The organism is Nostoc sp. FACHB-888, assembly GCF_014696655.1.
Taxonomy (GTDB): domain Bacteria; phylum Cyanobacteriota; class Cyanobacteriia; order Cyanobacteriales; family Nostocaceae; genus Nostoc.
This window is the reverse complement of the sequence record NZ_JACJQM010000029.1, coordinates 1-26,008: the sequence shown is the minus strand read 5'-3', so window position 1 is coordinate 26,008 and position 26,008 is coordinate 1. Positions and strand designations below refer to the sequence as shown.

The 26,008-nt window shown below is 42.3% G+C and carries 22 protein-coding genes and 1 pseudogene; 7 read left to right on the top strand and 16 right to left on the bottom strand.

All coding sequences use genetic code 11. The annotated features are described in order from the left end of the window. Positions 1-8: 8 nt before the first annotated feature. Positions 9-653 carry a sigma-70 family RNA polymerase sigma factor gene (locus H6G26_RS18825; RefSeq protein WP_190730706.1) on the bottom strand — a complete coding sequence of 215 codons (645 nt, stop codon included), beginning with the start codon at positions 651-653 and terminating at the stop codon, positions 9-11. Positions 654-1,062: 409 nt separating this feature from the next. Here H6G26_RS18825 and H6G26_RS18820 point away from each other — a divergent pair, with 409 nt between their 5' ends. The 3 genes from H6G26_RS18820 to H6G26_RS18810 all read left to right on the top strand — a co-directional run bounded on the left by H6G26_RS18820 (position 1,063) and on the right by H6G26_RS18810 (position 5,715). Beyond that, positions 1,063-2,031, top strand: a complete 969-nt coding sequence (locus tag H6G26_RS18820) for a DUF1822 family protein (protein WP_190730705.1) — start codon at positions 1,063-1,065, stop codon at positions 2,029-2,031. 182 nt (positions 2,032-2,213) lie between these two features. Continuing rightward, positions 2,214-4,547, top strand: coding sequence for a CHASE2 domain-containing protein (locus tag H6G26_RS18815; protein WP_190730704.1), 2,334 nt, complete (start codon positions 2,214-2,216; stop codon positions 4,545-4,547). 331 nt (positions 4,548-4,878) lie between these two features. Then, positions 4,879-5,715, top strand: coding sequence for a DUF928 domain-containing protein (locus H6G26_RS18810; protein WP_190730703.1), 837 nt, complete (start codon positions 4,879-4,881; stop codon positions 5,713-5,715). 11 nt (positions 5,716-5,726) lie between these two features. On the opposite strand, the gene H6G26_RS18805 is transcribed toward H6G26_RS18810, so the two are convergent. From H6G26_RS18805 to H6G26_RS18780, 6 genes and pseudogenes are all read right to left on the bottom strand, one after another. After that, positions 5,727-6,878 (bottom strand): AI-2E family transporter, encoded by a 1,152-nt coding sequence (locus H6G26_RS18805; RefSeq protein WP_190730702.1) that lies wholly within the window; start codon positions 6,876-6,878, stop codon positions 5,727-5,729. A 90-nt stretch (positions 6,879-6,968) separates the two neighbouring features. Then, the gene (locus H6G26_RS18800; protein ID WP_190730701.1) at positions 6,969-7,160 is read right to left on the bottom strand and encodes a hypothetical protein; all 192 of its coding nucleotides are present in this window, start codon (positions 7,158-7,160) and stop codon (positions 6,969-6,971) included. 116 nt (positions 7,161-7,276) lie between these two features. Continuing rightward, entirely contained in the window at positions 7,277-7,837 is a 561-nt protein-coding gene (locus H6G26_RS18795; protein ID WP_190730753.1) for a Uma2 family endonuclease, read from the bottom strand. A gap of 95 nt (positions 7,838-7,932) precedes the next feature. Beyond that, complete coding sequence (locus tag H6G26_RS18790; RefSeq protein ID WP_190730700.1) at positions 7,933-8,493, bottom strand: Uma2 family endonuclease; 561 nt, start codon at positions 8,491-8,493, stop codon at positions 7,933-7,935. Positions 8,494-8,641: 148 nt separating this feature from the next. Further along, positions 8,642-8,788 (bottom strand): annotated as a pseudogene (locus tag H6G26_RS18785) (Uma2 family endonuclease); the annotation flags it as partial. A 142-nt stretch (positions 8,789-8,930) separates the two neighbouring features. Further along, a complete protein-coding gene (locus H6G26_RS18780) occupies positions 8,931-12,341 on the bottom strand; it encodes a pentapeptide repeat-containing protein (RefSeq protein ID WP_190730699.1) in 3,411 nt (1,136 codons plus the stop codon). Positions 12,342-12,721: 380 nt separating this feature from the next. Here H6G26_RS18780 and H6G26_RS18775 point away from each other — a divergent pair, with 380 nt between their 5' ends. After that, complete coding sequence (locus H6G26_RS18775; RefSeq protein ID WP_190730698.1) at positions 12,722-13,153, top strand: hypothetical protein; 432 nt, start codon at positions 12,722-12,724, stop codon at positions 13,151-13,153. On the opposite strand, the gene H6G26_RS18770 is transcribed toward H6G26_RS18775, so the two are convergent. Both H6G26_RS18770 and H6G26_RS18765 read right to left on the bottom strand, forming a co-directional pair. Then, positions 13,076-14,842 carry a WD40 repeat domain-containing protein gene (locus H6G26_RS18770; RefSeq protein WP_190730697.1) on the bottom strand — a complete coding sequence of 589 codons (1,767 nt, stop codon included), beginning with the start codon at positions 14,840-14,842 and terminating at the stop codon, positions 13,076-13,078. The genes H6G26_RS18775 and H6G26_RS18770 overlap by 78 nt on opposite strands. A 411-nt stretch (positions 14,843-15,253) precedes the next feature. Then, positions 15,254-15,649 (bottom strand): hypothetical protein, encoded by a 396-nt coding sequence (locus H6G26_RS18765; RefSeq protein WP_190730696.1) that lies wholly within the window; start codon positions 15,647-15,649, stop codon positions 15,254-15,256. 291 nt (positions 15,650-15,940) lie between these two features. Between H6G26_RS18765 and H6G26_RS18760 the strand changes: the two genes are divergently transcribed. Together H6G26_RS18760 and H6G26_RS18755 are read left to right on the top strand one after the other, a co-directional pair. After that, positions 15,941-16,921, top strand: coding sequence for a dienelactone hydrolase (locus H6G26_RS18760; protein ID WP_190730695.1), 981 nt, complete (start codon positions 15,941-15,943; stop codon positions 16,919-16,921). Between the two features lie 11 nt (positions 16,922-16,932). Continuing rightward, positions 16,933-17,610: an SDR family oxidoreductase gene (locus tag H6G26_RS18755; protein WP_190730694.1), complete on the top strand. Its 678-nt coding sequence runs from the start codon at positions 16,933-16,935 to the stop codon at positions 17,608-17,610. Position 17,611: 1 nt separating this feature from the next. On the opposite strand, the gene H6G26_RS18750 is transcribed toward H6G26_RS18755, so the two are convergent. The 6 genes from H6G26_RS18750 to H6G26_RS18725 form a co-directional block, all read right to left on the bottom strand. Continuing rightward, complete coding sequence (locus tag H6G26_RS18750; RefSeq protein ID WP_190730693.1) at positions 17,612-18,664, bottom strand: aromatic ring-hydroxylating dioxygenase subunit alpha; 1,053 nt, start codon at positions 18,662-18,664, stop codon at positions 17,612-17,614. A 183-nt stretch (positions 18,665-18,847) separates the two neighbouring features. Beyond that, on the bottom strand, positions 18,848-19,285 hold the full coding sequence (locus H6G26_RS18745; RefSeq protein ID WP_190730692.1) for a secondary thiamine-phosphate synthase enzyme YjbQ: 438 nt from the start codon (positions 19,283-19,285) through the stop codon (positions 18,848-18,850). Positions 19,286-19,337: 52 nt separating this feature from the next. After that, on the bottom strand, positions 19,338-20,504 hold the full coding sequence (locus H6G26_RS18740; RefSeq protein ID WP_190730691.1) for a pyridoxal phosphate-dependent aminotransferase: 1,167 nt from the start codon (positions 20,502-20,504) through the stop codon (positions 19,338-19,340). Positions 20,505-20,779: 275 nt separating this feature from the next. Next, positions 20,780-20,998, bottom strand: a complete 219-nt coding sequence (locus tag H6G26_RS18735; RefSeq protein WP_190730690.1) for a hypothetical protein — start codon at positions 20,996-20,998, stop codon at positions 20,780-20,782. A 171-nt stretch (positions 20,999-21,169) separates the two neighbouring features. Further along, positions 21,170-22,192 (bottom strand): tetratricopeptide repeat protein, encoded by a 1,023-nt coding sequence (locus H6G26_RS18730; protein ID WP_190730689.1) that lies wholly within the window; start codon positions 22,190-22,192, stop codon positions 21,170-21,172. A gap of 481 nt (positions 22,193-22,673) precedes the next feature. Next, positions 22,674-23,246 carry a GNAT family N-acetyltransferase gene (locus H6G26_RS18725; RefSeq protein ID WP_242053793.1) on the bottom strand — a complete coding sequence of 191 codons (573 nt, stop codon included), beginning with the start codon at positions 23,244-23,246 and terminating at the stop codon, positions 22,674-22,676. Between the two features lie 54 nt (positions 23,247-23,300). Between H6G26_RS18725 and H6G26_RS18720 the strand changes: the two genes are divergently transcribed. Beyond that, entirely contained in the window at positions 23,301-25,181 is a 1,881-nt protein-coding gene (locus H6G26_RS18720; RefSeq protein WP_190730688.1) for an ABC transporter ATP-binding protein, read from the top strand. On the opposite strand, the gene H6G26_RS18715 is transcribed toward H6G26_RS18720, so the two are convergent. Next, positions 25,178-25,813, bottom strand: a complete 636-nt coding sequence (locus H6G26_RS18715) for an acetoacetate decarboxylase family protein (RefSeq protein WP_190730687.1) — start codon at positions 25,811-25,813, stop codon at positions 25,178-25,180. The genes H6G26_RS18720 and H6G26_RS18715 overlap by 4 nt on opposite strands. Between the last annotated feature and the right edge of the window lie 195 nt (positions 25,814-26,008).

The following is a 26,008-nucleotide window of genomic DNA, read 5'->3' as shown; positions in this document are numbered from 1 at the left end:
AGGAAGTATTAAATACATAAATATTCTTGAAGTTTATCAGTAAACTTTTTCAGACATCGTTGGTAGAAACTATGTAGAGATGTGATTCCAATGCCCCATTCTGCCGAAATATCTTTCCAAGGAATTCCAGAACATCTTCTTTTAGCTATAGCTTGAAAATTTGCTTCTGGATGGCCTTTTATGTGTTCTTTGCAAAAAATCAGATCCGGGTCAGATTCTATACATTCTATTATTTGTTCAGATAAAGACATAGATTTAGATTGAAGTGATGGTATATTTTCCAGATGAGAGTCTTCGAGATTTATTTCATTTCCTTTGCCGATAACTTTGGGGATAGCTTCTGGAAAAAAGCGTTTACTTAATAGCATATTTACCCAGGTTATAACTTCACCGCGTTCTGGATCATACTTATTAATATTGTCATCTTGACAAAGATATAAAAATAGATTTTGTACTGCCTCATCATAAATATCTTCATAAATTAGTTGAAATTGACCCCTATAAGGATGAACAAGCCTACCCGACTGCCAAATGGCATTCATCAGCCGTGTTAAAGCTACTCGCTGTTCTTTGGTCGCGTGTGGGTGTTGCTGGGCTTTGAGAGCTAATTCTTTAAGTTGTACATCTAGTTGTTTTCTCCAGTCGTTAGTCATAAAAGACCTCGAATTCAAACGCACCAACTTGCGAATCTGTATATATCTCACGTATAGATTGCGATTTTTACACAAACTAGCCACAATCTTTACAAAACTTTTCGCTCAGACATTAAACAAATCGTGTGAGAGGAGTCTGAAAAGTTTTTTTTATACATCGAACCTTTAGAGATACCCCCTGCCCTAAATGCGTACCTTTTGGGGATCTTGCTACGCGTAGCGTCCCGCAGGGATGGGATATTTTTTTAGTTGGAAGTCCCTAAAAAGTTAGGAGGCTGAACGAGTAGTTTGAAAACACGCCCTAACCCCTTCTGTTTCTCGAATAATCATTCTCCATTTTGTGGCATAAATTTAGTAAATACGGGTGATATGTATATAGCAGCATTGATCGATCACTAGAAATTAACTTATGAATAACTCCACCTATCAGCTAGACGATTTCGCTTTAACATTGCCAATTTCCCAATCAGCTCGCGTAACTGCCCAGCAATTTGCTAACCAGCAGCCAAATTCTGAAAAAGCAGAGCAAGTTCGGCTGAATACTCTGGCTGTATGGGTGGTAAATGACTACTTAGAAATGATGGATATTCCTACTGACCTGCAAGCTAGTGACAGCTGGAATCCCATCATGCGGCTCTGTGGGAATGTAGCTGACTTAGAGGTTCCCTCAATTGGTCGTCTGGAGTGTCGTCCTGTCCATCTGCATCAGCAGGTATGTTCCATTCCTCCAGAAACCTGGGAAGAACGAGTTGGTTATTTAGTAATTCAATTTGATGAATCACTCCAAGAAGCGAGGCTGCTTGGTTTTATCCCTAGTGTCGCAACTGAAACGCTGCCTTTAGCACAACTACAACCATTGGAAGCCTTTATCGACCACTTAGATCAACTGCGCCAATCACCAGTTAGTTCACTGGTGAATTTAAGTCAGTGGTTTGCTGGTATATTTGAAACAGGTTGGCAGACGATTGAATCCCTGTGGAATGTGCCAGAACTCAGACCAAATTATGCTTTTCGCAGTCCTGAAACTTTGCAACTAAATGCCCTTAACCAACCAGAATCAATTACTAAACGTGCAAAACTGATTGATTTGGGTATCCAAATTCTCAACCAACCCGTCATGTTGATTGTGGAAATCAGCCCAGAAAAAGATCAGCAAACCAGTATTCATCTCCAATTGCACGCCACTGGGAATCAAATCTACTTACCGCTAGGAGTTCATCTCACTGTTTTAGATAGTTCGGGAACAGTATTTCTAGATGCTCAATCTAGAAAACTAGACAACTACATTCAGTTGCAGTTTCGCGGCGAACCAACAGAGCAATTTAGCGTTAGGGTAGCCATAAATGATACTAGCATTACCGAACATTTTCGGATTTAAAGCATCTAGCTATTTTCTCTTTGTGTCGGTAATTTATTAAGTGGTAATTGGTTAATTAAAAATTAAAAATTAAAGATTCAAGCCGACTTTTGGAGATTTTGAAAAAAGTCTGTAAAAGCTTGGGGAGCTTGTTATGAGACATTAGAACAGGGCATGGTTTTGCACAGGGGGATAGCACAGTCATGGGTAAGTTAGTGATTCTAAAATTCGGAGAGGGTAGTTTTGAGCAAGGGTTTGCTGTCACCCTCCAAATTGGTGAAGAACACGAGCGGGCTGCAACAGAAATTACGGGTAAGCTACCTCCATTTCCTGAAATGCCACTCTACTATAGTCATTGGCAGTCTAGTTATCGGCAGATAGGCAATCGTTATCGTCTTTATGCTGACAAAATGCAGGTGACGAATGTATCAATGGTTCAAGACTGCGAAAACGCTTCCCATATTTTGCGGGCCCGCTTTAATACCTGGCTGCGAGCAGAGGAATTTCGCCCTTTGAGGGAAAAATGGTTAGAAAGATTGTCGTCCACAGAAGAAGTGCGGGTAATTTTGCAAACAGAAAATAGCCAATTGCAGCTATTACCTTGGCATCTGTGGGATTTATTAGAACGCTACCCCAAGGCTGAAATCGCCCTTTCTTCACCATCCTACGATCGCATCCAAAAACCACGCACTTTAAATAAATTAGTCAACATTTTGGCAATTGTGGGCAATAGTCAGGGGATTGACACCCAGGCTGATCAAGCTTTACTGCAACAATGTAGTAATGCAGAGGTTACCTTTCTAGTAGAACCACAACGGAAAGAATTGACTGACCATCTTTGGGGAAAAAACTGGGATATTCTCTTTTTTGCTGGGCACAGTTCCAGTAACAAAAATGGCGAAAGCGGACGAATTTACCTGAATAAAACTGATAGCCTCACCATTGGCGAGCTAAAGTATGCTCTCAGGAAAGCCATTGAAAATGGTTTGCAACTAGCTATATTTAACTCCTGTGATGGATTGGGATTGGCGCGAGAACTGGCTGATTTGCAAATCCCTCAGATGATCATCATGCGTGAGCCTGTCCCAGACCAGGTTGCCAAGGAATTCTTAAAATATTTTCTCGAAGGTTTTGCCGGTGGTGAGTCTTTATACCAAGCGGTACGTCAAGGGCGGGAACGATTGCAAGGGCTTGAGGATCAATTTCCTTGTGCAACTTGGCTACCAATGATTTGCCAAAATCCAGCGCAGCTTCCACCCAGTTGGGATGAATTAAGGTCTACAAAAACTGAAGATATACCAAATTTAGCTGTGTCTACCAAACGCAGATTGGCAATAACTTTGTTATCCAGTTTGGCGATTACAGGCTTCGTTTGTGGGATGAGATTGCTGGGATTGCTGGAAAATCCAGAAATTCAAGCATTTGACCAGATGATGCGATCGCGCCCTGCGGAGAAACTTGATCCCCGACTGTTCATAATCACAATTGACGATGAGGATCTGGCAATTCAACGAAAAAATGACGAGTCCTTGATTGGAGCTTCCATTTCCGAAAAATCTCTTAACAAACTCCTGGCAAAACTCAATCAGTACCAACCCCGGGCGATCGGTTTGGATATCTACCGCGATTTTAAGGCTAAAGAACCAGATTTAATTAATAGTCTTGAAAAAACTCAGAACTTGATTGGTGTATGTAAGGGCAGCGATGGCACAGTAAATATCCCAGGCAATCAGCCGCCACCAGAAATCCCTAAAACAAATCTGGGATTCAGTGACTTTATTCACGATCGTGATGGAGTTATCCGTCGGCATCTCCTGTTCATGAACCAAGAGGCGACATCGTTGTGTCCTGCTTCCTTTGCATTCAGTCTACAATTGGCCTCACTCTATCTGCGCCCTTTAGGAATTGAACCAAAGTTCACCCCTGAAGGGAATTTGCAACTGGGTAAAACTATTTTTCCGAACCTGAAATCTCGTACTGGCGGCTATCAAGATATCGATGCTAATGGCGGTCAAATTTTGCTCAACTACCGTTCCTCAAAACAAATAGCCGAACAGGTGAAGCTAAATCAATTTTTATCTAGTCCGATTAACCCTAGTGCTATCAAAGACAAAATTGTTTTGATTGGTGTGACAGCAAAGGGGGATTCGCCAGACACCTGGCCTACACCCTATGGCGTTCCTTTAGATGAGCAAATGCCAGGAGTGTTAGTACAAGCGCATATGGTCAGCCAGATTCTTGGTGCAGTCCAAAATGGACGGCCGTTGCTGCGGGTTTGGTCACTGTGGGCTGAGATGTCCTGGATTTGGGGATGGTCTTTGGTAGGGGGAGTCCTGGCTTGGCGAAAGCTTTCGTTGCCTTGGTTAGCATTGGCAGTCAGTATTACCTCTAGTGTTCTATATATAGTTTGCTTTAGTCTGTTAATTTCCGGTGCTTGGGTGCCTTTTGTACCTTCGGCTTTGTCGTTAGTTCTTATGGTTGGCTTGATGTCAATTTATAGTTCAAAAACAAAAGTTCGGGTGGCGAGTGGGGAATAGGGCAGCTTGGCTTAAAAAATTTATCTGTTAAAGCAGGCAGGGGGAGAAGTATCTGATAATTGTATTGGACAGAAGAATTTGGATAATTTAATTTTTGGGCGTTGCAGAGAAAGCGGGATGATTTAGCAACTTCCAAAATTCCCCCCCTGCTCCTGGTCACTGAGCGTAGTCAAAGTGCTGCCTCCCCTGCCTCAAGAGCTTGCCCCAATTCATCGCACTATTCTGCAACGCCAATTTTTGGAGTTCACTAAGGAATAGGAAAAGACTTTTTTATTAAATTTTTAGATAACCAGCAGATAATCCCAAAAGGTTTGTATACTTACAGGTTTCTATGAAGTCAAATTTACAATCGATAAAACTGTTTTTAGTAGTAGCTTTTAGCTGCACCAGTTTACTAGCTAGTCTGACTCCAGTACTGGCAAAACCAATTGGTTCTTCTCCTAGCGATGCCTACAACGGGCTACGCCTACGCTCTGATGCTAAAACGACCCTTGCTCAAGCCAAAACCTTTAATCAACCTCCAATTCCAGCTGGTCGCCCTCCTGGAGGTCGGGTTCGTGGTGGAGCGAAGCGCGGGCAGGTGGCTGGATGTCCGGCTACTAAACCTGATCTGACTGCTTTAGTGCACTTTACCGAAGAAGCTAACTCAGTAATCAATGTCTGGGGACAGACAACGCTGGAACGTCCTAGTTGGTTTTTTTATGTGCCGTATACCAAAGATTCACCCTATGAAGTTGAATTTGTACTGCAAGATCAGGACGATAACGAGATTTACCGAAAAGCGATCGCTCTACCAGATAAACCGGGAGTCATCAACGTTTCTCTGCCTACCACTGCTCCTGCTTTGGCACTAAACAAACAATATCGCTGGTTTTTCACCATTAACTGTGACCAAGAAAAGAATTCTCCCCCGACTTTCGTCGAAGGGGTAATACAACGAGTCCAATTGAATCCAGCCGTTCTCAAAGAGCTACAAACGACAGAACCTCTAAAACGCTATGTTATCTATGCCCAAAACGGGATATGGTACGAGGCACTGACCACACTGGCCCAACTGCGCGATCAAAATCCCAAAGATGCAGCACTGCAAGCAGAGTGGCGCAATTTGTTAGGCAGCATCCGCTTAGATGATATTGCAGGAGAACCGATTTTCTTGGGGAAACCTTAGCCTAAAAAACACTAATCTTCTTTTTGCAAGATATCATCATCAACTCGTCGCTCCCGATTAATGTCGGGACTTTCTGCTGTCCAATTCTTATCTACTCCAGGGGATTCAGAAACTATTACCAACTCAGTCTCTTTTCTATGGTTATTCCCCCATTCATCCAAAACATCTTTGATCAGTACTTCTTGCAACCAAATCTTAGCGACAACAGTCAGGGGTAGCGCCAGAAATAATCCTAAAAAGCCAAAGAAAGTGACGAAAAATAATTGGGCAATTAAGGTTACGGCTGGCAGCAACGAAACTTGCTGTGCCATTACAATTGGCGTGATGAAATTACTCTCAACCTGTTGAATAACAAGGTAGAGAATTAAGACAGCGATAACTTTCCAGGGATCATCCAATAAAGCGATCGCCATTGCTGGGATTACACTAATTGTCGGCCCCAGATTGGGAATTAAGTTCAAAAATCCTGCCAAAATCGCTAAAGCTAGTGCTGCCTTTATACCCAAAATTGATAAGCCAATCAGACTCATCAGCGCAACTACAAACATGGCAATGAAAGCACCTGTAATCCATCCCTGCAAAGAGACTTCGCACTTATCTAAAATCCCATCTACCCGCCGCCGATAAAACGAAGGAAAAAGCCGCACAAAGACTTTGCGGTAAGCCACGGGATCGGCTAGTATCATTCCTGTTAAAACTAACACTAGCAAAATCTTGAGGACGGCTTCCAAAGAGCCAGATACAAAAGCAAAGGAGTTTCCTAGTACCCGATTGACAAAGGGCTGCGCTTGTTGGATGAGGCTGTTGATATCTGGGATGTAGGGAACCAACTGGTTAGGGATACGAGTTCTCAGGGCGTCAAGCCAACTATTAAAGCGCCCAAACCCTTTAGGAACCTGATAGGTTAGTTCTTGAAATTGCTCTGCAAATGGTGGCACAATTAGCCAGAAAAAACCCACGACACCTGCAAAAAAGATAGCTACTGCCAGGAGGACGGCGAATCCACGCTTCATGCCAAAGCTTTGGAAGCGTTTCGCTAGCCGATTTAAGGTGGTGGCTAACACAACTGCGGCAAACATGAGCAAAAGCACTTCCCGAATTTGCCACAGGATGTATAAAGAAATAACTATGGCGATTAAGCCGATCCATTGACCGAGGTTCACAGGCTAACTCCCAACGGTTGGCGAGATGCAATTTTATTGTAATTAAGCTAGGTTAACTGATTTTAGTCACTTGTGCGTGGATGGCTTGAGTTAATTTTGTTTCTGTGCTTGGAATCGCCACAGTAGCGTGATCGCCATTATCACAATCGGCAACAATACTATAATTAGCGCGTTGGTTGCTGTCGCCGGAATTAATAGACTTGGCCCTGCATATTTAATTAATACTGATAACAAAGCTGAGAGTAAAAGCAGTTTCAGAACCAATCCTAGTTGATTTTGCATAAAAGTACGGCATACAAATTTTTATGGTACACACGAAGCGCTGTACCGCCCAGTTTCTACAATAAACCCACAGATACAATCCTTTGCAACTTTCTTTGGGAAATGCGATCGCTTTTTTACGTCAAACTCAACCAGCCAAAAACTTGTTCTACAGTTAGTTCCAACTCGATACCGTCAAGGATGGGTAATTTATCAGCACCTTCGTATAATTCCAATCGCTGTCCAGAAAAAATCCCTAGCACACTTTCGTCTTCTGGGTTGATTAACCAGCCGAGTTCAGTACCATTGCGCGAACAATGCAATAATTTACTCAATACTTTTGTAAACTTTTGGTCTGGGGAAAGAATTTCAATTACCCAGTGGGGATGAATTTCAAAGCGGTTAGCAATTCTGCCAGATGGAGTTTTAGGAATTCTATCCCAGCGAAACACAGAGACATCAGGGACGATAGAAGCACCGCCAAAGGTGCAGCGCAGTTCTGGGAAAGCCAAAGCAATTTTTTGACTTCTAGCTATGCCGTTAATTGTTTCGCAAAGAGTAGCTTGGAGCAAGCTATGTTCACCTTGAGGCATTGGTTTTTGAATGATTTCTCCGTTGATAAAATCTGATGCTGGTTCAGTTTCCGGTAGTTTGAGAAAGTCGTCTAAAGTTAGTTGGGGTTGAGTTGCGATCGCCATAAGTAAATAGTATGGAGGGGATAGTTTTATTATGGGCGTGCGATCGCCTTCTCTCAAAGCTTGCTACGCCTCGCATCTTTCGTTTGTGATAAATACTAAATCCAACTCAGCCAACCAAAAACCTCTTCAAGTGTTAATTCCAACTCGATCCCCTCCAGGATGGGTAATTTATCAGCACCTTCGTATAATTCCACTCGCTGTCCAGGAAAAAGCCCTAGCACACTTTCATCTTCCGGGTTGATTAACCAGCCTAATTCAGTACCATTGCGCGAACAATGGAATAATTTACTCAACACTTTTTTTAATCTTTGGTCTGGGGAAAGAATCTCAATTGCCCAGTCAGGATGAATATCAAAGCAGTTAGCAATTCTGCCAGATGAAGTTTTAAGAATTCTATCCCAGCGAAACACCGCCAAATCAGGAACGATAGAAGCACCGCCAAAGGTACAACGCAGTTCTGAGAAAGCGTAAGCAATTTTTTGGCTTTCAGTTATGTTATTAATGACGTTACAAAATTTAGTCTGTAGTCGGCTATGTTCACCTTGGGGCATGGGTTTTTGAATGATTTCTCCATTGATAAAATCTGATACTGGTTCAGTTTCTGGCAGTTTGAGGAACTCTTCTAAAGTTAGTTGGGGTTGAGTTGCGATCGCCATAAGTAAATAGCATAGAGGGGATAGTTTTATTATGGGCGTGCGATCGCCTACGGGTAAGCAAGCTATGACAGCCGCTAGAAATTATATTTTTACAAAACCTACGAAGCGATGAACTTGGACTAATACATCACATCACCAAAGGCTAGGGGGTATTGTAGTAGGCATGGGATTCTCGCTCTGGGGGCATAACTATGAGGTCGCCGCGCAATAGTTCAATGGGTTGGTCATCAAAGATGCCTGCTTCTATTGCTCGGTGATAGCGTTCAATTGTCCATTTATAGGTAATTACTGTCATAGCCGCCTTTTTCTAACGCTTCGACAATAGCTTTAGGTACGCAAGTAGGGGAGCCAGTGCGTTGCGGAGGTTCCCTCCGTTGTAGCAACTGGCTTTGTGTTATCGCTTTAGCGTAACCGCACCATCGACAATTGAGGGTGTGTTAACTCTCAACCTCCCGTAACTCCTCCAATTCCTCTGGTGTGAGGGGATTATTTCCTGACTTCAGTGCTTCTATCCAGCGTAGCCGTCGCTGCTTCATATCTTCTGAGAAATCAAGTGCGCCACTGTCTACAGCAGATTGAAAATCTTCTAAAGCTCCTACCAAGTCGCCTGTCAGTACTCTAGCAAGTCCCCGACTGTCTTGATAGCGTTTATTGTCAGGGTCTAAAGTAACAGCTTTTTCACAGATAGGGAGCAAATTTTTAGCATAACCGTGCAAACAGCCAACCCAGCAAATGCTATTCCAAAATTCAGCAGAGTTTCTCAAACTTTGGTCAAATCTTTGTGCTTGCTTGAAAGCTTCCTGTGCTTCTTTAATTTTGCCTTCTCTCACCCAACTGATGCCTTGACTTAAGGCGATCGCAGCCGCAAAAGCTGAGTGTTGCGCCAACTCTGGAGATACGCCTACTGCTTTATGCAATTCCCTAGCAATGAGCCATTTTGTGTTGCTGTTCCATACAATTACTTTGAGGTTGACACTGCTGAGGTTGGCACTGCTAAGGTTGGCACCACTGAGGTTGGCGCCACTGAGGTTGGCACCACTGAGGTTAGTACCGCTAAGGTTGGCACGGCTAAGGTTAGCACTGACGAGGTTGGCACCACTGAGGTTGGCACCACTGAGGTTGGCACTGACGAGGTTAGCACTGATGAGGTCGGCATTACTGAGGTCGGCATCGCTGAGGTTGGCATCGATGAGGTTGACAAAGTTAAGGTCAGCATAGCTGAGGTTGACAAATCTAAGGTCGGCATAGCTGAGGTTGGCACCCCAGAGGTTAGCACGGCTAAGGTTGGCACTGATGAGGTCGGCATTACTGAGGTCGGCATTACTGAGGTCGGCACGGCTGAGGTCGGTATCCCTGAGAAATAATCTTAAGTTGCTATTAAAGGCAAAGACACTGAGGCAGTGACTATAGCCGATAATACGGAGCAAGCGTTCTAAGTCAAACTGATCGGTATCAGGTTTACCGCAGGGGTGAAAACTTATTTTGTCTTTGAGGTCGTCTTTTGTTTGGGCATAGCGATACAACTCAAAAAGTAAAATCATCACATTCAGCCCTGTACATACATCCACTTGTCGCAATCCCAAGTGATTTTCTCGCTCTGGTAATTGCTCCCTCAATTGTTTTTTCTTCATCTGGGGATGGTTTACATCTTCTGCATCAATAAATTCCCCATCGCACCAACGGAAGTAGAAATCCTCTAATCTTTGGAACAGTTGGCACAAGCGTTCCACTTCGTGAAATTCTGAACTCTCAGCCAACAATCCCATCAAATATTCCACAATCTCAAGGGTTAAATTTCCATAACCCAATAAATCGTAAATCTGCCTTTCCATTGCGAATGTAGTAACTAAGTCTTCTTCGCGCTGACGCTTGCTTACCTTCGTTGTCCAATCTACAAAGCTTTCTAGTAACCGTTCTGCAAATAAAAACTCGCTAAAACTCTTGTGAACAAACTTCACTGAGCCGCCTTTATCACCTGAAGCAGGTTTGATATAGAATGCCGTCAACAAATTATTTAGTAGCTTGTCTTGTTGATTTTTTTCGAGAGAATTCTCCTGTCTAGCTTGCTGAATTAACTTTGCAGCTGGGTTATTGCTATGTTTGAGCCGTGTTTCTAACATCGTCACTCTGGCAGATTCGTTCCCAGACTGCACCACACACAAAGCAGCTTCAGTGAGAAATTGCCGCAAATCTTCACTCTCAAATCCAGTCAAGCGGGAGTTATCATTTTGATTTTCACTATCACGCTGTTTTTCTAGTACCCACTTCACCGCTTCATCATAGATGCGGATTTTTGCCTTAATACCGTCTGCACCTACAAACATTTCAAGGTTGAGCCGATTGTCTCGGTGCATCCGCGCCAGTAAATAGAGTAGTAAGGGTTCTCGCGCCAGGTTATCTTTGACTTCATCAGGGCAAGCCTGCAAAAATTCCTCAAACTCACTCTTGTTAACTTGAGCCGCAACTGCCCATTTTTCCATCCATATTTGCCGAAGCGAGTCATTCATTGGCTGAAGTTCGACACGCTTCAAGCTTTTGGTTTGTGAAAGGAAGCGCTCAATTCCTTGCAAGGCTAGGGGACGACCGGTAACTAAAAACTGATGATGACAAAGTTGGCCTTTCTGAAAATCTTCTACCTGTCCTAAAAATTCCTTCAAGCCGCCACTTGCGCGTCCTTCTAGTAATAACTCATCAAACCCATCCAGTAAAAATAAAAAGCGAGTATTTTTATCTGTCAGCCAGCCTGAATCACTGGTGACAAAATCAAGGTGTTGTAAATAGTTTTCTAAAGTATCAGTTAAGTTATCTTTTAGTACGCGCAAATCTCGCAACCGAATCAGAATTGGGGTAAAGCTAGGATGCAATTCTCGCCGCACCCAATCGGCAAACATCCGGCAAAAAACACTTTTCCCCCGTCCGGCTTCGCCCTGAATAAACAAAACTTGTTTGTGTTTTGCATCTAGCTCATTCAATATTGCCTTAACCCACGCTTCCAGTTCAAGATTTGCATCGTCGTTGAAATCGAGTTCTTTGACTTGCAAAGGTACATACAAATCTCGAAAGGTAATATGGGTTTCATCAAAAATGTTTTCTTCTGGCTTCGGTTTAATTACCTGTTCCAAATAATCTTCAATATTCAGATTCTTCTCTAGCTTTTCTTTTCCTCCAGCGCTATACCATTTCCAAATTTTGTCCGCTTTATCTCCGACTTCTACCAATGCGTCTTCCATATATTCATCGGTGTGACGCGCTACCCGTTCAGTTAAGGTTTTTGCTTCTGTTTCGGTTAATCCGGCTTCTTGCAAGCGTTGCTGTAGAATCTGATTAAATGATTCTGCTAGTTGAGATTCGTGGAAATAGAGAATGGCTTTTTTCACTTCCCGCTCATCAAATTCTTGCTCACCTAATTTCTGAATTTGCAAAGTTAAAGCATGAGAAGCTGGAAGGTTTTGATCAATTTTATTGAGTAATTCGGAATCTTGTTTGAGAATGTCCTGAAAGCTATCAATGTAGGCAGCCTGACTAACTAGTAGCACACAGTTTTCTAAACTTGGCTCTTTGTTGGTTGCATCAATAATAAACTTTAGTATAGTAATGGCGATGGGTGCAAAGGGAATCACTTCTTTGGTAATTTGACCCAGAGGAGAATTAAATACATCTAATAGCGACGAAATCTCTTCTAGATATGGTTTGAAGTTTTGAACGTTGGGTTTTTGCTCCTTAATTGCTTTTGCCAAATCAAGCACGGCTTTAGCAGCTTCGGCTCCAGTCTTTGTTACCTCTACGCCTTGTCCCCAGTTCAAATCCTGAATGTTTTGCAAAAACTTCCAGAGTTTCGTCATCGCCATAGACTATTCTCCAACATCATTAATTTGGTAAAAAAGCACCCGTATAGTGTTTCTCGTTTGTATGCAATAGACTTTGACCTCACTTCCATTCCTCTCTAGTAAAAGAAGAGAAGCCTTGAGTCTTACTCCCAACACTAGTAGGGAAGGGGTTGAGGGTTAGGTCTATATTGGACTCAACTGAGAACCACTATATTACTTAACTCAAATTAAACCAGCTAAAAAGTTGTTTAACTGTCAGTTTTAACTCAGTATTATTGAGTATGGGCGACTGATAAGCTATTGTATATAATTTCACTGACTACTTGGGAAACGCTATTAGCCCAGTTTTAAGTTTCAGGCAGAGGCAAAGAGGCACACAGATTTTTTCAAGTTTGTTGTCCATGAGTATCCAAGACTCTCCAGCGAGTATCAAAGACTCTCCAGCGAGTATTAAAAACTCTCAAGCAAGTATCAAAGACTCTCCAGCGAGTATTAAAAACTCTCAAGCAAGTATCAAAGACTCTCCAGCGAGTATTAAAGACTCTCCAGCGAGTATTAAAGACTCTCAAGCAAGTATCAAAGACTCTCCAGCGAGTATCAAAGACTCTCAAGCAAGTATCAAAGACTCTCCAGCGAGTATCAAAGACTCTCCAGCGAGTATTAAAGACTCTCCAGCGAGTATCAAAGACTCTTGCGCGAATATCAAAGACTTTCCAGCGAGTATCAAAGACTCTACAATTACAAATTACGAATTATTAACTTCGTTGCCAAATTTTAATTGTCTTATCCAAACTCCCGCTAACCAACATCTCGCCGGAAGCTGTGAAAGCTAATGCTGTGACTATATTCCCATGACCTGTAAACGTACCCAGCAATTCCCCAGTTTCTAAATGCCACAACTTGATGGTTTTATCAGCACTACCGCTAGCAATTATTTGTCCATCGGGACTTAATGCGATCGCATAGACTCTATCTCTATGTCCTTTAAGAGTATGCAGTAATTCCCCAGTCTCCAATTGCCAAATTTTAATCGTTTGATCCCAGCTACCACTCACCAGCAGTTTACCATCTGCACTGATCGCTAAGGAACGGACGATGTGAGAATGACCCATGAGGGTATGCAGTGGTTCTGCATCCTTTAAACTTTTTACTCCCGTCTGGGGTAAGGTGCGCCAAACTTTGATTTTACGATAGCTACCTGTAACTAAAGTTTCCCCGTCTCGACTCAAAACTAGAGAATGAGCAGCTGTATCATCTAAAGAAAGTGCGATCGCAACCTGACGTTGCATTAAATCCCAAAACAGAATTTTTCTATCATCTCCCCCTGTAGCTAACATTCTGCCATCTGGAGTAAAAGCAGCACACCGCACTACCCCATTATGTTTGTGCAAAATATCTATTAAGTCTAGTGCGCCTACGTGCCAAAGCTTAATTGTCGAGTCTGCACCGCAACTCACTAAAGTCTGTCCATCTGAACTAAAAGCCAGGGAATTCACTTCATCCACCAGCCCAGATATCACCCAAGGATACTCTGATAATGTATCTATTAATTCACCCTTGCTTAAATCCCAGAGTTTCGTTTCTCCCCGACTACCACTTGCCAATATGGGTAAAGCTTTGCCATTATTACACCCAGAACTGAAAGCTAGGCAATTAATACCTCTGGTGTGTCCTTGCAAAGTCTGCCAGCATTCCCAGTCACCGACTATATCTTTGAGGCAATGCTCTGATGGTAGAGTCTGTATTGTATCTGCGATCGCCTTCTCATGAATTAATGGCGACGTGTCTTTTTTACCAATAAGTGATTCTAAATACCAACTCAACCCCCCCGCATACAACAAGTGACTCGGATTAATGTAGAGTTTTGGTTCAGTAAGTTCAATTTGATTGGCAGGTAAAAAGCCTGTAATTATACTTTGTTTTTCGTCGTATCCTAGCTTATCTGTAGATGGATAAAATAAACATAAAAAAATTAATACTTGGTGCTTTCTTAAATCTTCTTGGGTAACCGACCACCTAATTTTGTTTTTCTTAATACCATTAAAACTTTCTCCATCAGCAACATAAACTTGAACACTTAGCTGAGGATTATCTTTTAGTACATAAGAAAATTTGCTTTCACCACACAAATTTCCCTCATCATCTAAAACCATGTTTTCCACGGTATCTTGTGATACCTTTTTTACCAAATTCCCCAAGCGTTCAGTTATCACCCGGTCAACAATATGCTCTCGCAAAAGATAATCTTCGGCTTGTTGTTGGAAGTATTTGGGAAAAGGTATCGTCCAATCAGGAGGCTCAGGATATTCAGGCGGCGTCGGCGGGGGATTTTTGGCGAGAACTTCTGCTTGTTGGCGAGAAAGTTCTTGGAGTCTAGCCAATGGCTCACCCCAAAAAGCCATAATTTCCGTGTGACAACCTTTAACTTGACTTTCCAGCAAAGATAAGTCATAAGTTTTAGGTTTTTTCACACGTTGAAGGAAGTCAGCTTGTTGAGCTTTAAGTAAGCTAATCCAATCCATCTACATTCCTGCGGCAAACTATTGCATACCTACGGTAAGCTATACCAATGCAATTACTCAAGTTTATAACCTTAGTTAATTAAAAATACAGTAATCTTAGTAGTCTAATAAAACACAGCCATAAGCAGATATTTCCGGGAAAAATAGAGATTATTGCACTTAGACATTTCATGAACTGATGCAGTTGAAGTATATAGAATTAAATGATGTCAGTCAATTCTAACGGAGATGGAGAAGCAGATACTGTTTCTAGGGAAACACTTCTAACTGCAAAGGAAAGTTTAATCTGAGAGGGATTTCAAAGGTTGCCGTAACATTAAGTCAACAAATACCTACATAAAAACAACTCAGTAACGATTATTTTAAGGGAGATTATCTGAAATTGGTATAAATGGTGAACATTGGTTAATTTTAACCTTTGCGTTTTGGTTGCCTGGGTGTAGTACTTACATCAGAGGAGTTGCCAAAAGTATCTCTTGCCTCAATCTGTTTAATTTTCATTTGCAAGTTCAAGTCATCACTGCTAACAATTGTTTCTAAATTTGCTAATCTTTGCTCTAACAGTTCAATTTGTTGCTGTTGCAAATAGTTAGCTTTTGATTTTTGCTCATCAGAACGCCAAACAGCAACTGTACCAACGGCTGCGCCACCAATAGCAACCAAAGGAAGAATAGCGCCGCTTCTAGTAACGGCTGACAGTGGGACGCAAACTCCAAGAATAGCGACTGTAATTACCCAGATTCTGGTGGTGGCAGATAATCTGACATCTTGGTACTGTTCTAGATTTGTTTGAGATTTTTTAGCCATAAGTCAATCCAAAAAAAGCTATCTGCTAGATTGGCACAATTGTTGACTAAACTACTTCCTGCAAATGGGTTAAGTATAATTCCTATCCTAATATAGGATTATGATTTGATTACTGAACCACTCATAGAGAGAGGGAACAGCGAAAAAGGAATAAAGGTGTACTGAATTTTGTTCAAAAATCCAGTAATAGTCCTATGTTTTTGTAATTATAGTTACTCAGTTATTTGCGATCGCTAGGATCAGTTGTACCTGGGTAATAGAAAAATTTTCAATGATATCAGGAAAAACCAGATGACAGTTCGTGCTTTTTTCCAAGCTGCTAAAGTCGAGGGTTTCCAGTCTCCTTACGATACCATTCACCTGAAAATTCTCTATCCAGCAAAGATGTTGAGGCGTAAGGTACAAACAAATAGGGATTTGGCAGTTGATTTAGAAAAAGCACCTTTTCCAGTAGTGATTTTCTTCAACGGCATTAACTGTGATGCTCAACAATATCAATGGTTGGCGGTTAAACTCGCTGAACGTGGATTAGTGGTGATTCTCTTTAACTGGATTGCAGAAGCTATACCAGGAATAATTAGTCTGACTCCAGGGGTTGATTTTGAAAAAGGGAAACCAACAATTTATCGTACTGTTCCCACCGCATCGGCTTTGCCAGCACTGCTAGCGAAAGTGGAACAGCTACAGTCTGAGGGGATTTTAGCTGGAATGCTTGATCTACAAAGAATAATTTTAGGTGGACACTCCGCAGGTGGTAGAGTAGCGCTCGAAAATGCTGATCCCCATTTTTTCCCTCAAGTCGCAGCATCTTTTGGTTATGGTTCACACACAATGGGAACCTTATTATTGGGGTACGAAGCGGGTACTATCTTACCCTTACCAGACTCCCTACCACTTCTACTGATGGGAGGAACCTGCGATGGAGTTATTGCGAACAATAGCGATCGCTATGGTATAACTTCTGGAAATGCTACCACCCCAGTCATCCGTACATTCCAAGAAGCAATTACTGGCGGACGAAATGATAGCTATCTGGTACTTTTAGATGGGGCAAATCACTTTTCGATAGTTGATCAGCTAGACTCCACCCTAGATATACCCTTGTTAGACTTTCTTGCCACCCAACCCCAAGAAAGCTTCCGTTTATTGATGGGTGAAATCATTAGTTTGTTTATTGAAACTTATGTTCGCCAGCAACCAGAAGCATCTCAGCTACTTGAGCAATTATTAAGTGCTGCCAATCCTCTGATAAAATCCTTTGAACGTAAATAGCTAAATTTATTATGACAAGTGCATCTTATATTTTTCTGGCTGGAGCAAGTCGCGGTGTTGGTCGAGAAATTGCTCAATATCTCACAGCGCAACAGCTAAAGGTAAAAGCCCTCCTCAGAACAGCAGCAGTTGCTACTGAACTAGAAAAAATCGGTATTGAGGTAGTCTTGGGAGATGCCTTGAATGTTGGCGATGTAGAACGTGCAATGCCGACAGATGAACCTATTCACGCCGTTATCAGTACAATTGGCGGTTTACCATCAGAAGGAGAAAGGGCAGATTACCCTGGTAATAGAAATCTGATGGATGCAGCAGTTAAAGCTGGAGTACAAAAATTTATTCTTGTGTCTTCCATTGGTGCTGGCAATAGTGTTGTTGCTCTGTCACCCCAAGTTTTAGTAGCACTAGGAACAGTTTTAGCTGAGAAAGACAAAGCTGAACAACACTTAATTGCCAGTGGACTCACTTATACAATCATCCGCCCAGGTGGACTAAAGTCAGAACCAGCAACGGGTAATGGCGTTTTGACTGAAGATCCGCACATTAGTGGTAGCATCAATCGTGCAGATGTGGCGCAGTTAGTTAGTCGCTGTTTAAATAGCGAGCGTGCCAATAATAAAATTTTGTCAGCAGTAGACCGAAATATGCTATACGGACAAAGAGAATTTGCAGAATTTAATTTGGAGTAATTTAAGCACGCCACCGGAGTATCTGACCCTTGACAGGGTTTACAAATTCTCGTCCTTCAGCGACAGACTTAGCATACTCTCGCTTTAATTGGTAATACCACTGCGCCTGCATATCTGAGTCTTTAATCAGTCGCAGCACAGGATTATATTTCAGGCCAATCTGCTGTTTTTCCACAACCGTTCGGTCTTGTCCCAGGAAGGTTTGTGCCAGGACATGTAGCAGTGGCTTGAAAAATCCCACCCAAGGAAGTGTCGAGTAAAGAACAAAATTTACCTCAGTTTCTGTGTCGGAAATGGGTGTAACTGCCGTTAAATTAACGACTCGATGTTTGCCAATGGTGGTTTCTTCGATTCTGACTCCAGGTAAACTAAAAGAAATCTCCGTTTCTGGCACACCACCGCCAATCAGCCAGTATAATCGGCCCCCGTTTGCTGGTAATCGGTGTCGTCGCATCGTAAAGCCGTAGGGCGAAGCATCAAATTGCTTCACTTCCTCGTGCAGTTGCTCACTTCGCCACCACCAAGCGCGATGAACATAAGGTGAATGAGCAGGGTCCATCAGACCTACCACTGCATGATCCACAAAACAGGGAAATCTCATCACCTCTATGAACTGGGGCAATCGCTCATCAAACCCTGGAATTACTGGAATCTCCATCTCAGAAGCAGATTTAGAATTATCAGGATCAGGTATATATATCCAGATATTCCCTTGGGCTTCCCGGATTGCATAAGACTTTACGTCAAAGCGACTCAAATCCATCTGCTGCTCCTCTACAAGAGAAGGTATCGCAGTACAGCGCCCAGCCGGGTTAAAGCGCCAACCGTGGTAGCAGCATTCCACTTCCTGTCCATCGAATCTGCCACAACTCAAGGGCACACCGCGATGCGGACAAATGTCCGTCATTGCAGAGACTTTTCCATCTTGTCCACGGACTAACAGCACAGGTTCTCCCAAAAAAATGCGGCTGACCATCATACCTGGCTTGATCTGATTACTAGGCAGAGCATAGTACCAAGTATTACGTAATACAAAGTTATCGTTATTTTTCATAGTTAATTGCGTCTACCTTTGACACAACAAAAGTCCTGGTTTCTGGAAAGGAAGGTTATGCTTAGAAACATTCTTTCAGATTTTTAATTGCTGTAAGTAAATTCAACTGATGCACTTGTTGATCGTTTTCGTAATTCTCTCAGATTTGGGTTGTTTTGGAAGGATTGCAAGTGCGAAGTTGCATTATTCGCCAGAAATTTGGACAGATACCGTTCTTTTGCGCGGCCCATCCAACTCAAAAAACAACACAGATTGCCAGGTTCCCAAAGCTAATTTACCATCCACAACTGGAATTATCTCACTAGTGGTCAGCATCATTGCCATTAAGTGAGAGTGAGCATTAATCGGCTCATTTTCTGGAATATCTCTTAAATGCAAGTCGTTATGTAAGTAACAGTCTGATTCAGGTGCTAATTTTTGCAAGAATACTTTTATATCTTCTAACAATCTGACTTCATTTTCGTTGATAGCTAAAGCTGTTGTAGTATGTCGAGAAAATACTAAAACTTGTCCGTTTTGAATTGATGTTGAAGCCAGGAAATCTTTTATTTGTGGGGTTATATTATAAATATTAATTTTGGGTTCAGTTTCAATTTCAATTAACTTATTAATAATTGGCATCTGTTCAATTTTATATTTGGGATTGCAAAGGAGGCAGGAATATGAATGACTTCTAACTTTCAACGATAGTTTCCAAACCTTGCACTAATCTTTCTATACCTTCTTTTGCTGTCTCTTTTTGCAGCGCACCGTAGGCAACGCGTAGGTAGCATCCGTCATTCATCCCAAAGGTTGTACCTGGAATGACTGCTACTTTATATTCCTGGATTAGTCTTTTAACTAACTCAAAAGCGTCCATCTGAGTATTAACTTTGAGGAAAAAATAGAAAGCGCCATTAGCGGGTGTAATACTACATAAACCTTGTAAGCGGTTAAGGGAATCGAGTACTAATTGCCGCACTTGAGCCAACGCACCTATATTACTCTGCAAATACTCCTCTTTTGCTTGTAATGCCCCTAAAGCCGCATATTGCGAAATTACTGGCGGACAAATCAAAATCGTATCCTGGATTTTTTTAACGGCGACAAATAAGTGTTTGGGAATCACCATGTAGCCAATGCGCCAACTGGCAAAACCGTATGCTTTGGAAAGGCTAAAGAGAGAAATGGTGTACTTGGAACTCCCAAATGTGCCAGGAGAAACGTGTTTTACCCCGTTATAAGTAAAGTATTCATAAGCCTCATCGCTGATGTGGTAAATGCTACGAGTCTCACAAATTTGATTTACTTGGCGCAATGCTGCTTTTGAATAGACAACTCCAGTCGGGTTATTTGGTGAAATTGTGACTACAGCCCGTGTTTTGGGAGTAATTGCTTGAGCGATCGCTTCTGGGCGTAATTGGTAATTTTCATCCGTCGCCACTAACACTGCACGACAACCAGCCATTGCGATCGCCATTTCGTGGTTGAAATAGTAGGGCGTATTCAAAATAATTTCATCGCCTGGGTTAGTGATTGCAAGAATGGCATTCATAAATCCCATATTGCTCCCGGCTGTCACGACGATGCAGTTTTCCTCATTGATTTCAATGCCATTGAAGGCTTGCAATTTTCCTGCAAGTGCTGTCAGCAACGGGGGAATTCCTTCAACCGATTTGTATAAATTATTAGTGGATTCAGCTAAGAATTTGGATAAAAATTCTATTGCTTCCGGTGGTGGATTGTAAGAAACAACACCCTGCCCTAGAGAGATTGTTCCAGGAGAGTTTTTAATCAGTTCCCCAACCACAGGAATAATTGGCGACTGTACCGCCTGCATACGAGAGGTTAGGGATTCCATATTTCCTTACCTATTTATTTACCTGGCTTTAGTATCCCTTAATGTGGAAGAGATGGAAAGTTCCTTTGTGATAGATTCGCACACTATCAATACGGTTCGGTTAACATCTTTATCTCTCGGAGATCCCCCCAACCCCCCGATAAATTGGGGGGCTTTTTCTGATATTTACCCCCTTTTTAAGGGGGTCGCCGCAGGCGGGGGGATCTTATCTAAACTGCAACAATGTGGGAGTATGCGACTAAAAAGATTAGCCTGATTTGCGATTACCGAAAAATTTAATCAATCGAAATCTGTTGAGGCCCACCTGTTTTGCCATTATGTGTTCCTGTTGTGGTGCTAGTGTAATTATTGGAGCCGATTTGTTGATGGAGCCAACTTTTTACAGGATCGTCCGCAAGATTGAGCCGAAGCACACCAGAGAATAACCCACCGACAAATGAGACTGGATGCTGGATAAATTCTTTGAATATAGGTGACAATTCACTAACGAACATTTAGAAACTCCTGGCGATGCCATAAAAAATTATTACTTCTTAATGATCCTAACCTGTTGAGCAGTATATGGTTGGCGGTGGCCAAGTTGCGAATTTTTTGAGCTTCAACTCGAACAACAAAATTCCCGATTTCTTTAAAAGAAGTCGGGAATCTGAGCTTGCTGCATCAACCTACAGAGAGTCTATAAACTGCTGTACTTTTTCCAGGAGTGGCTGATGTTCGATTTGCTCTGCTAAGTCTTGGGCGTTTTGGTAGCACGATCGCGCCATTTTTTTGCGTTTCGTTGTAGCGTAAAGACTTCCCATATTCAGCAAAGTTGAAATTTCTCCCAGGCCATCGCCGAGTTGTTGATAAATCGCAATGCCTTGCTTATAGAACTTCATTGCTTGCCGATGCTCTGCCAGAGTGCTATAGGTATAACCAATGTTGTGAAGTGTTGTTGCCTCACCAGAGCGATCGCTGATTGCTCGACGTGTTAACAGAACTTGATAATAAAGCAATAGCGCTTGTTTCGGTTTTCCTAAATCACTATAGATTGAGGCAATATTATTCAAAGTGGTTGCTTCACCAACCAAATTCTTGACTGCGCGTTGGATTGGAAGCGCTGCTTGAAAAAATTCTAGAGCTTCCTCAAACTTGCCTAAGACATTGTAAGCAAACCCAATACCATTTAGGGTTGTTGCCTCACCAGAAAAGTCACCTAACAATCGGCGCATCCTTAAAATTTGGTGTTGTAACAACAGCGCCCGTTTCGGTTCTCCTAAGCGCGTATAAATTAGCGCTACATCATTAAGAGTAGAAATTTCACTTTGAGTATCTTGCGATCGCCTAAAGATTGGTAATGCTTGGTCAAAATATTCCAACGCTTGCGAAAAGCATCCAAGACGGCTGTAGGTAGAACCTAGATTGCTGAGTGCAGTTGCTTGTGCTGGCGCGTTGCCAATTTCAACAGCAACCGAAAGCGCCTGATTAAAGCGCTCTAATGCTTTTTGAGGTTGCCAGCAACTGAGGTGAGCTAAACCAAGGTCGTTTAATGTATAACCTTCTCTGGCTCTGTCTGGAATTGATCTAGCCAAGTGTAAATTCTCCGTTGCCAGATCCAGAGACTCTTGGAATCTCCCGCGCTGGTAGTAGCGGCTTGCTTCATCACGACGTTGTTCCCACTCTTTGACTTGATTTAAAGGTTGCGTCATCTGGCCTCAGTTGCATTCTGCGATAAATGGCAGGATATCTTTTAGGAATGAATCTCTCTTAGCTTTCCCAAATCTTAACCTGAATCTTCTACCTTTAGATATAAGACTTAAAGAAAGAAATATGGTATTGTTTCATACTTACATAGGTATTTATGCAGTAATTAATACAAATAAGTTAGTACCGCAAGGCAGAAGTCAAAAGTTCAAACATTTGTATTCCAAGCTCTTGCGGCATTTAAAGTGGTATGTTTATTTCCACGCTCGCTGTACTAGAGCGCACAGCTATACGCCCCTACCAAAGACCTAAACCATATATTCTCTACAGCAGTGACAACATTTCTGGCTAGAGGACTGATAGTTTTAAGATTGCGAAATGTAAAGGGAATCATCTGGCTGGCATTCTTTGTGTGAGACAGCGTAGTACATTACATCATGGCGGTCATAGGTAGCATCTTTTCGTACTTCATCCCTACCTTTTGAATTACACGTACAAAATGTAAAGAGAATCATCCGATCGCCATTCTGAACTATCCAGAGCGTAATACACTACATCTAAGTTATAAAATTGAGCATTTTTTTCGTATTTCAACCCGCATTTCTCCATCACACGACGCGAAGCTGTATGTTCTGGTGCAGTGATGGCAACGATACGATCTAGCTTGACTTCCTCAAAGCCATACTTCAAACTTGCCTTTGCGGCTTCGCTGGCAATTCCTTGATTCCAATAAGCTTCATCTAACCGATAAAGAACTTCGACTTCTGGGCTATTGGGTAAAAAATTCAGCCCACAATGACCAATTAATTTGACGGTGGCTTTTTCCACTACAGCCCACACACCAAAACCGTGCTGTTGCCAGTGTGTAATAAAAAATTGTAATGTTCCCTGCGTTACTTCTTTTACCTGATCTTTAGGTATAGGGCCTCTGGGTGAATACCTCATAACTGCTGGGTTGCTCAAAATGGGAGCAAGTTCATCCAGGTCTTGAGAAGTATAGGGTCTTAGTAACAGTCTTGCAGTTTCTATCTCAGGCATGGTATCAGAGTAAGAAGACAAACGCTACTTTAAATATGCTTATTTTTTTAGAAACATTAATATAATGCTCTTACTATGAGCATCTATCAATTTCTGAAAAAATCTTATATGCAAGACCGTCGCCGTGAAAATGACTGGCGGTTGTTTTTGCGTTTAGTACCTTATGCCCGTCGTAACGGACGGCTATTGGCGCTATCAATGGGCTTGCTTGTACCGCTTGCCCTAGCTAATGCCGTACAACCTTTGTTGATTGGCCAAGCTATCTCCCTAATTCGCAATGAACCAAACACTTACGAATTTCTCAGAAATCGTCCCTTGTCACAAGGGCTAAATATCCTGCTGGGATTATTGTTAGTTGCGAACGCAATCCGACTGACTTTGACAGGCTTCCAAGGTTATATAGTACAAAATCTAGGGCAAAAAATCACCGCAGCAATTCGCCAAGACTTATTCCAGCATGTGACATCTTTAGCAGTACGGTTTTTTGACCGCACAGCCGTAGGTAAATTAATCACCAGAATCACCAGCGATGTGGAAGTGTTAGGCGATGTCTTTTCTACTGGGGCAATTGGGATTGTGTCCAATTTGTTTTCCATGCTGGTGCTTTTGGGTTTTATGTTTTCCATCCAATGGCAACTTACTTGTATGTTGCTATTGATGTTGTTACCAGTTACCTGGTTAATTGTTTACATTCAGCAACAGTACCGCAAAGCTAATTACAAAGGGCGAGAAGAACTTTCTATTCTGAACTCACAACTACAAGAAAATGTGGTTGGCATTAACGTAGTGCAGTTGTTCCGTAGGGAAAAATTTAATGCCGAATTGTTTCGTGCCACGAACAGCCGCTACACTCAGCAGATGGATCAAACCATCTTTTATGATTCATTTATTTCAGCAACCTTGGAATGGATTGGTCTGATTGCGATCGCAGCTGTTTTGTGCATGGGTGGTTGGTTACTGTTAGGAAAAAGTTTGGCTTTTGGAACTTTATCTGCATTTATCTTATATGCCCAGCAATTATTTGATCCCTTAAGGGATTTCGCCGAGAAATTTACAGTAATTCAAGCTGGTTTTACCGCCATTGAACGCGTAGGCGATATATTAGATGAACCAATAGAAATTCGCGATCGCGCCAATGTCCGCTTCTCAATATTTGATGCAAAATTTGGCTACATAGACGAGATCGTTGCAAATCTAGAATCCCCAGACGTAACTTCCGAGCCTGAACTGGGAGAAATCCGTTTTGATCACGTCTGGTTTGCTTACAAAAATGATGATTACGTAATTAAAGACTTAGATTTCACCATTCATCCAGGTGAAAAAATTGCATTAGTCGGCCCCACAGGTGCGGGTAAAAGTTCGATCATCCGTCTTTTGTGCCGCCTCTACGAACCCACCCAAGGACGCATTCTCATAGATGGTATAGATATTCGGGAAGTACCACAGGCAGAACTGCGGCGCTACATGGCAGTAATTTTTCAAGAAGGCTTTTTGTTTGCTGGCGATGTTAAAAGCAACATTTCTTTAGGAGATGGCTATACCATTGAACAGATTCAACAAGCAGCAGAGCAAACCAACATTGCCCAGTTTATAGAACAACTACCGCAAGGGTATGATACTCAACTGCGAGAACGGGGTACAAATATTTCTAGTGGTGAAAAGCAACTTTTAGCCTTTGCACGAGCTGCCATTCGCAATCCCCAAATATTGGTACTAGATGAAGCTACGGCTAGTTTAGATGTTGGCACAGAAGCTTTAGTTCAAGAAGCATTAAACCAGCTTTTGCTCAGACGTACCGCCATTATTATCGCTCACCGCCTGTCTACGATTCGGAATGTAGACCGGATTTTTGTTCTCAAGCGCGGTGAATTAATCGAACAGGGAAGTCATGATCAACTACTACAAGAAGGAGGGCTTTATGCCACTTTGCATAACTTGCAGATGTTGGGAGCTTAATATATTTTCAGACCTACAACTTTTGGCGCATCAATCTGCAAACTCATCTGCTCACAACGCACAGTTAACCAAGGCTCACCTAAACCTATTCCAGAAAAAGGACTTTCGGCGGGGACTTCTAAATTAGAACTAATCAAACCCAATACAGACTCAAATTCAGCAGGGAATAATAGCAAATCATTACCCTTGGCGCTAAAACTAGAGGCAGTTAACCACTGTCTCCATGCCAAGCTTTGTTGATTATAGTTAAGGCTACAAAGCTTCCGGTTCTCTTGATACACAGTAACATGGTTTCCTTGTTCCCAGGTAAACTTAGCTAGTTCCTTTGGTAGTCCCCAAATTTCTCGACCACCAGCCACCGAATCAGCATTATCTACATAAATGTGGGAAACCCAACCACCGATTTTCCTCTGGTAATTAACCACAGCTGGGGCAATAATTAACTCGCTGTACTCCAGTACCGAGCCTGACCCGTAATTAGATAAATACACGCTAGCGAGGGTTTTACCAGGCCATACAGAAATAATTTCTAACTCTAAGGGAATCAAAGGGCGCACTCGGTCAATATTTACCAAATGCAGAGTTTGGATAGCGTAGCCTTGAAGTGTCCAAGGTGCTTGTGGATATGGCATAAGGCAGTTAATAGTGAGGAGTTAGGATTGAAGGAGGCAGAAGGCAGAAGGCAGAAGGCAGAAGGCAGATCGCGCAGCGTGTCGTAGACAAGGCAGAAGGTCTTATTCACAAGGGGATTCAGACCCCTCCTGAATAAAAGCCACCAAATTAAAAATTTGGTGGGGGTCTTAAACCCAAGTTCCCTCCGGTCACGG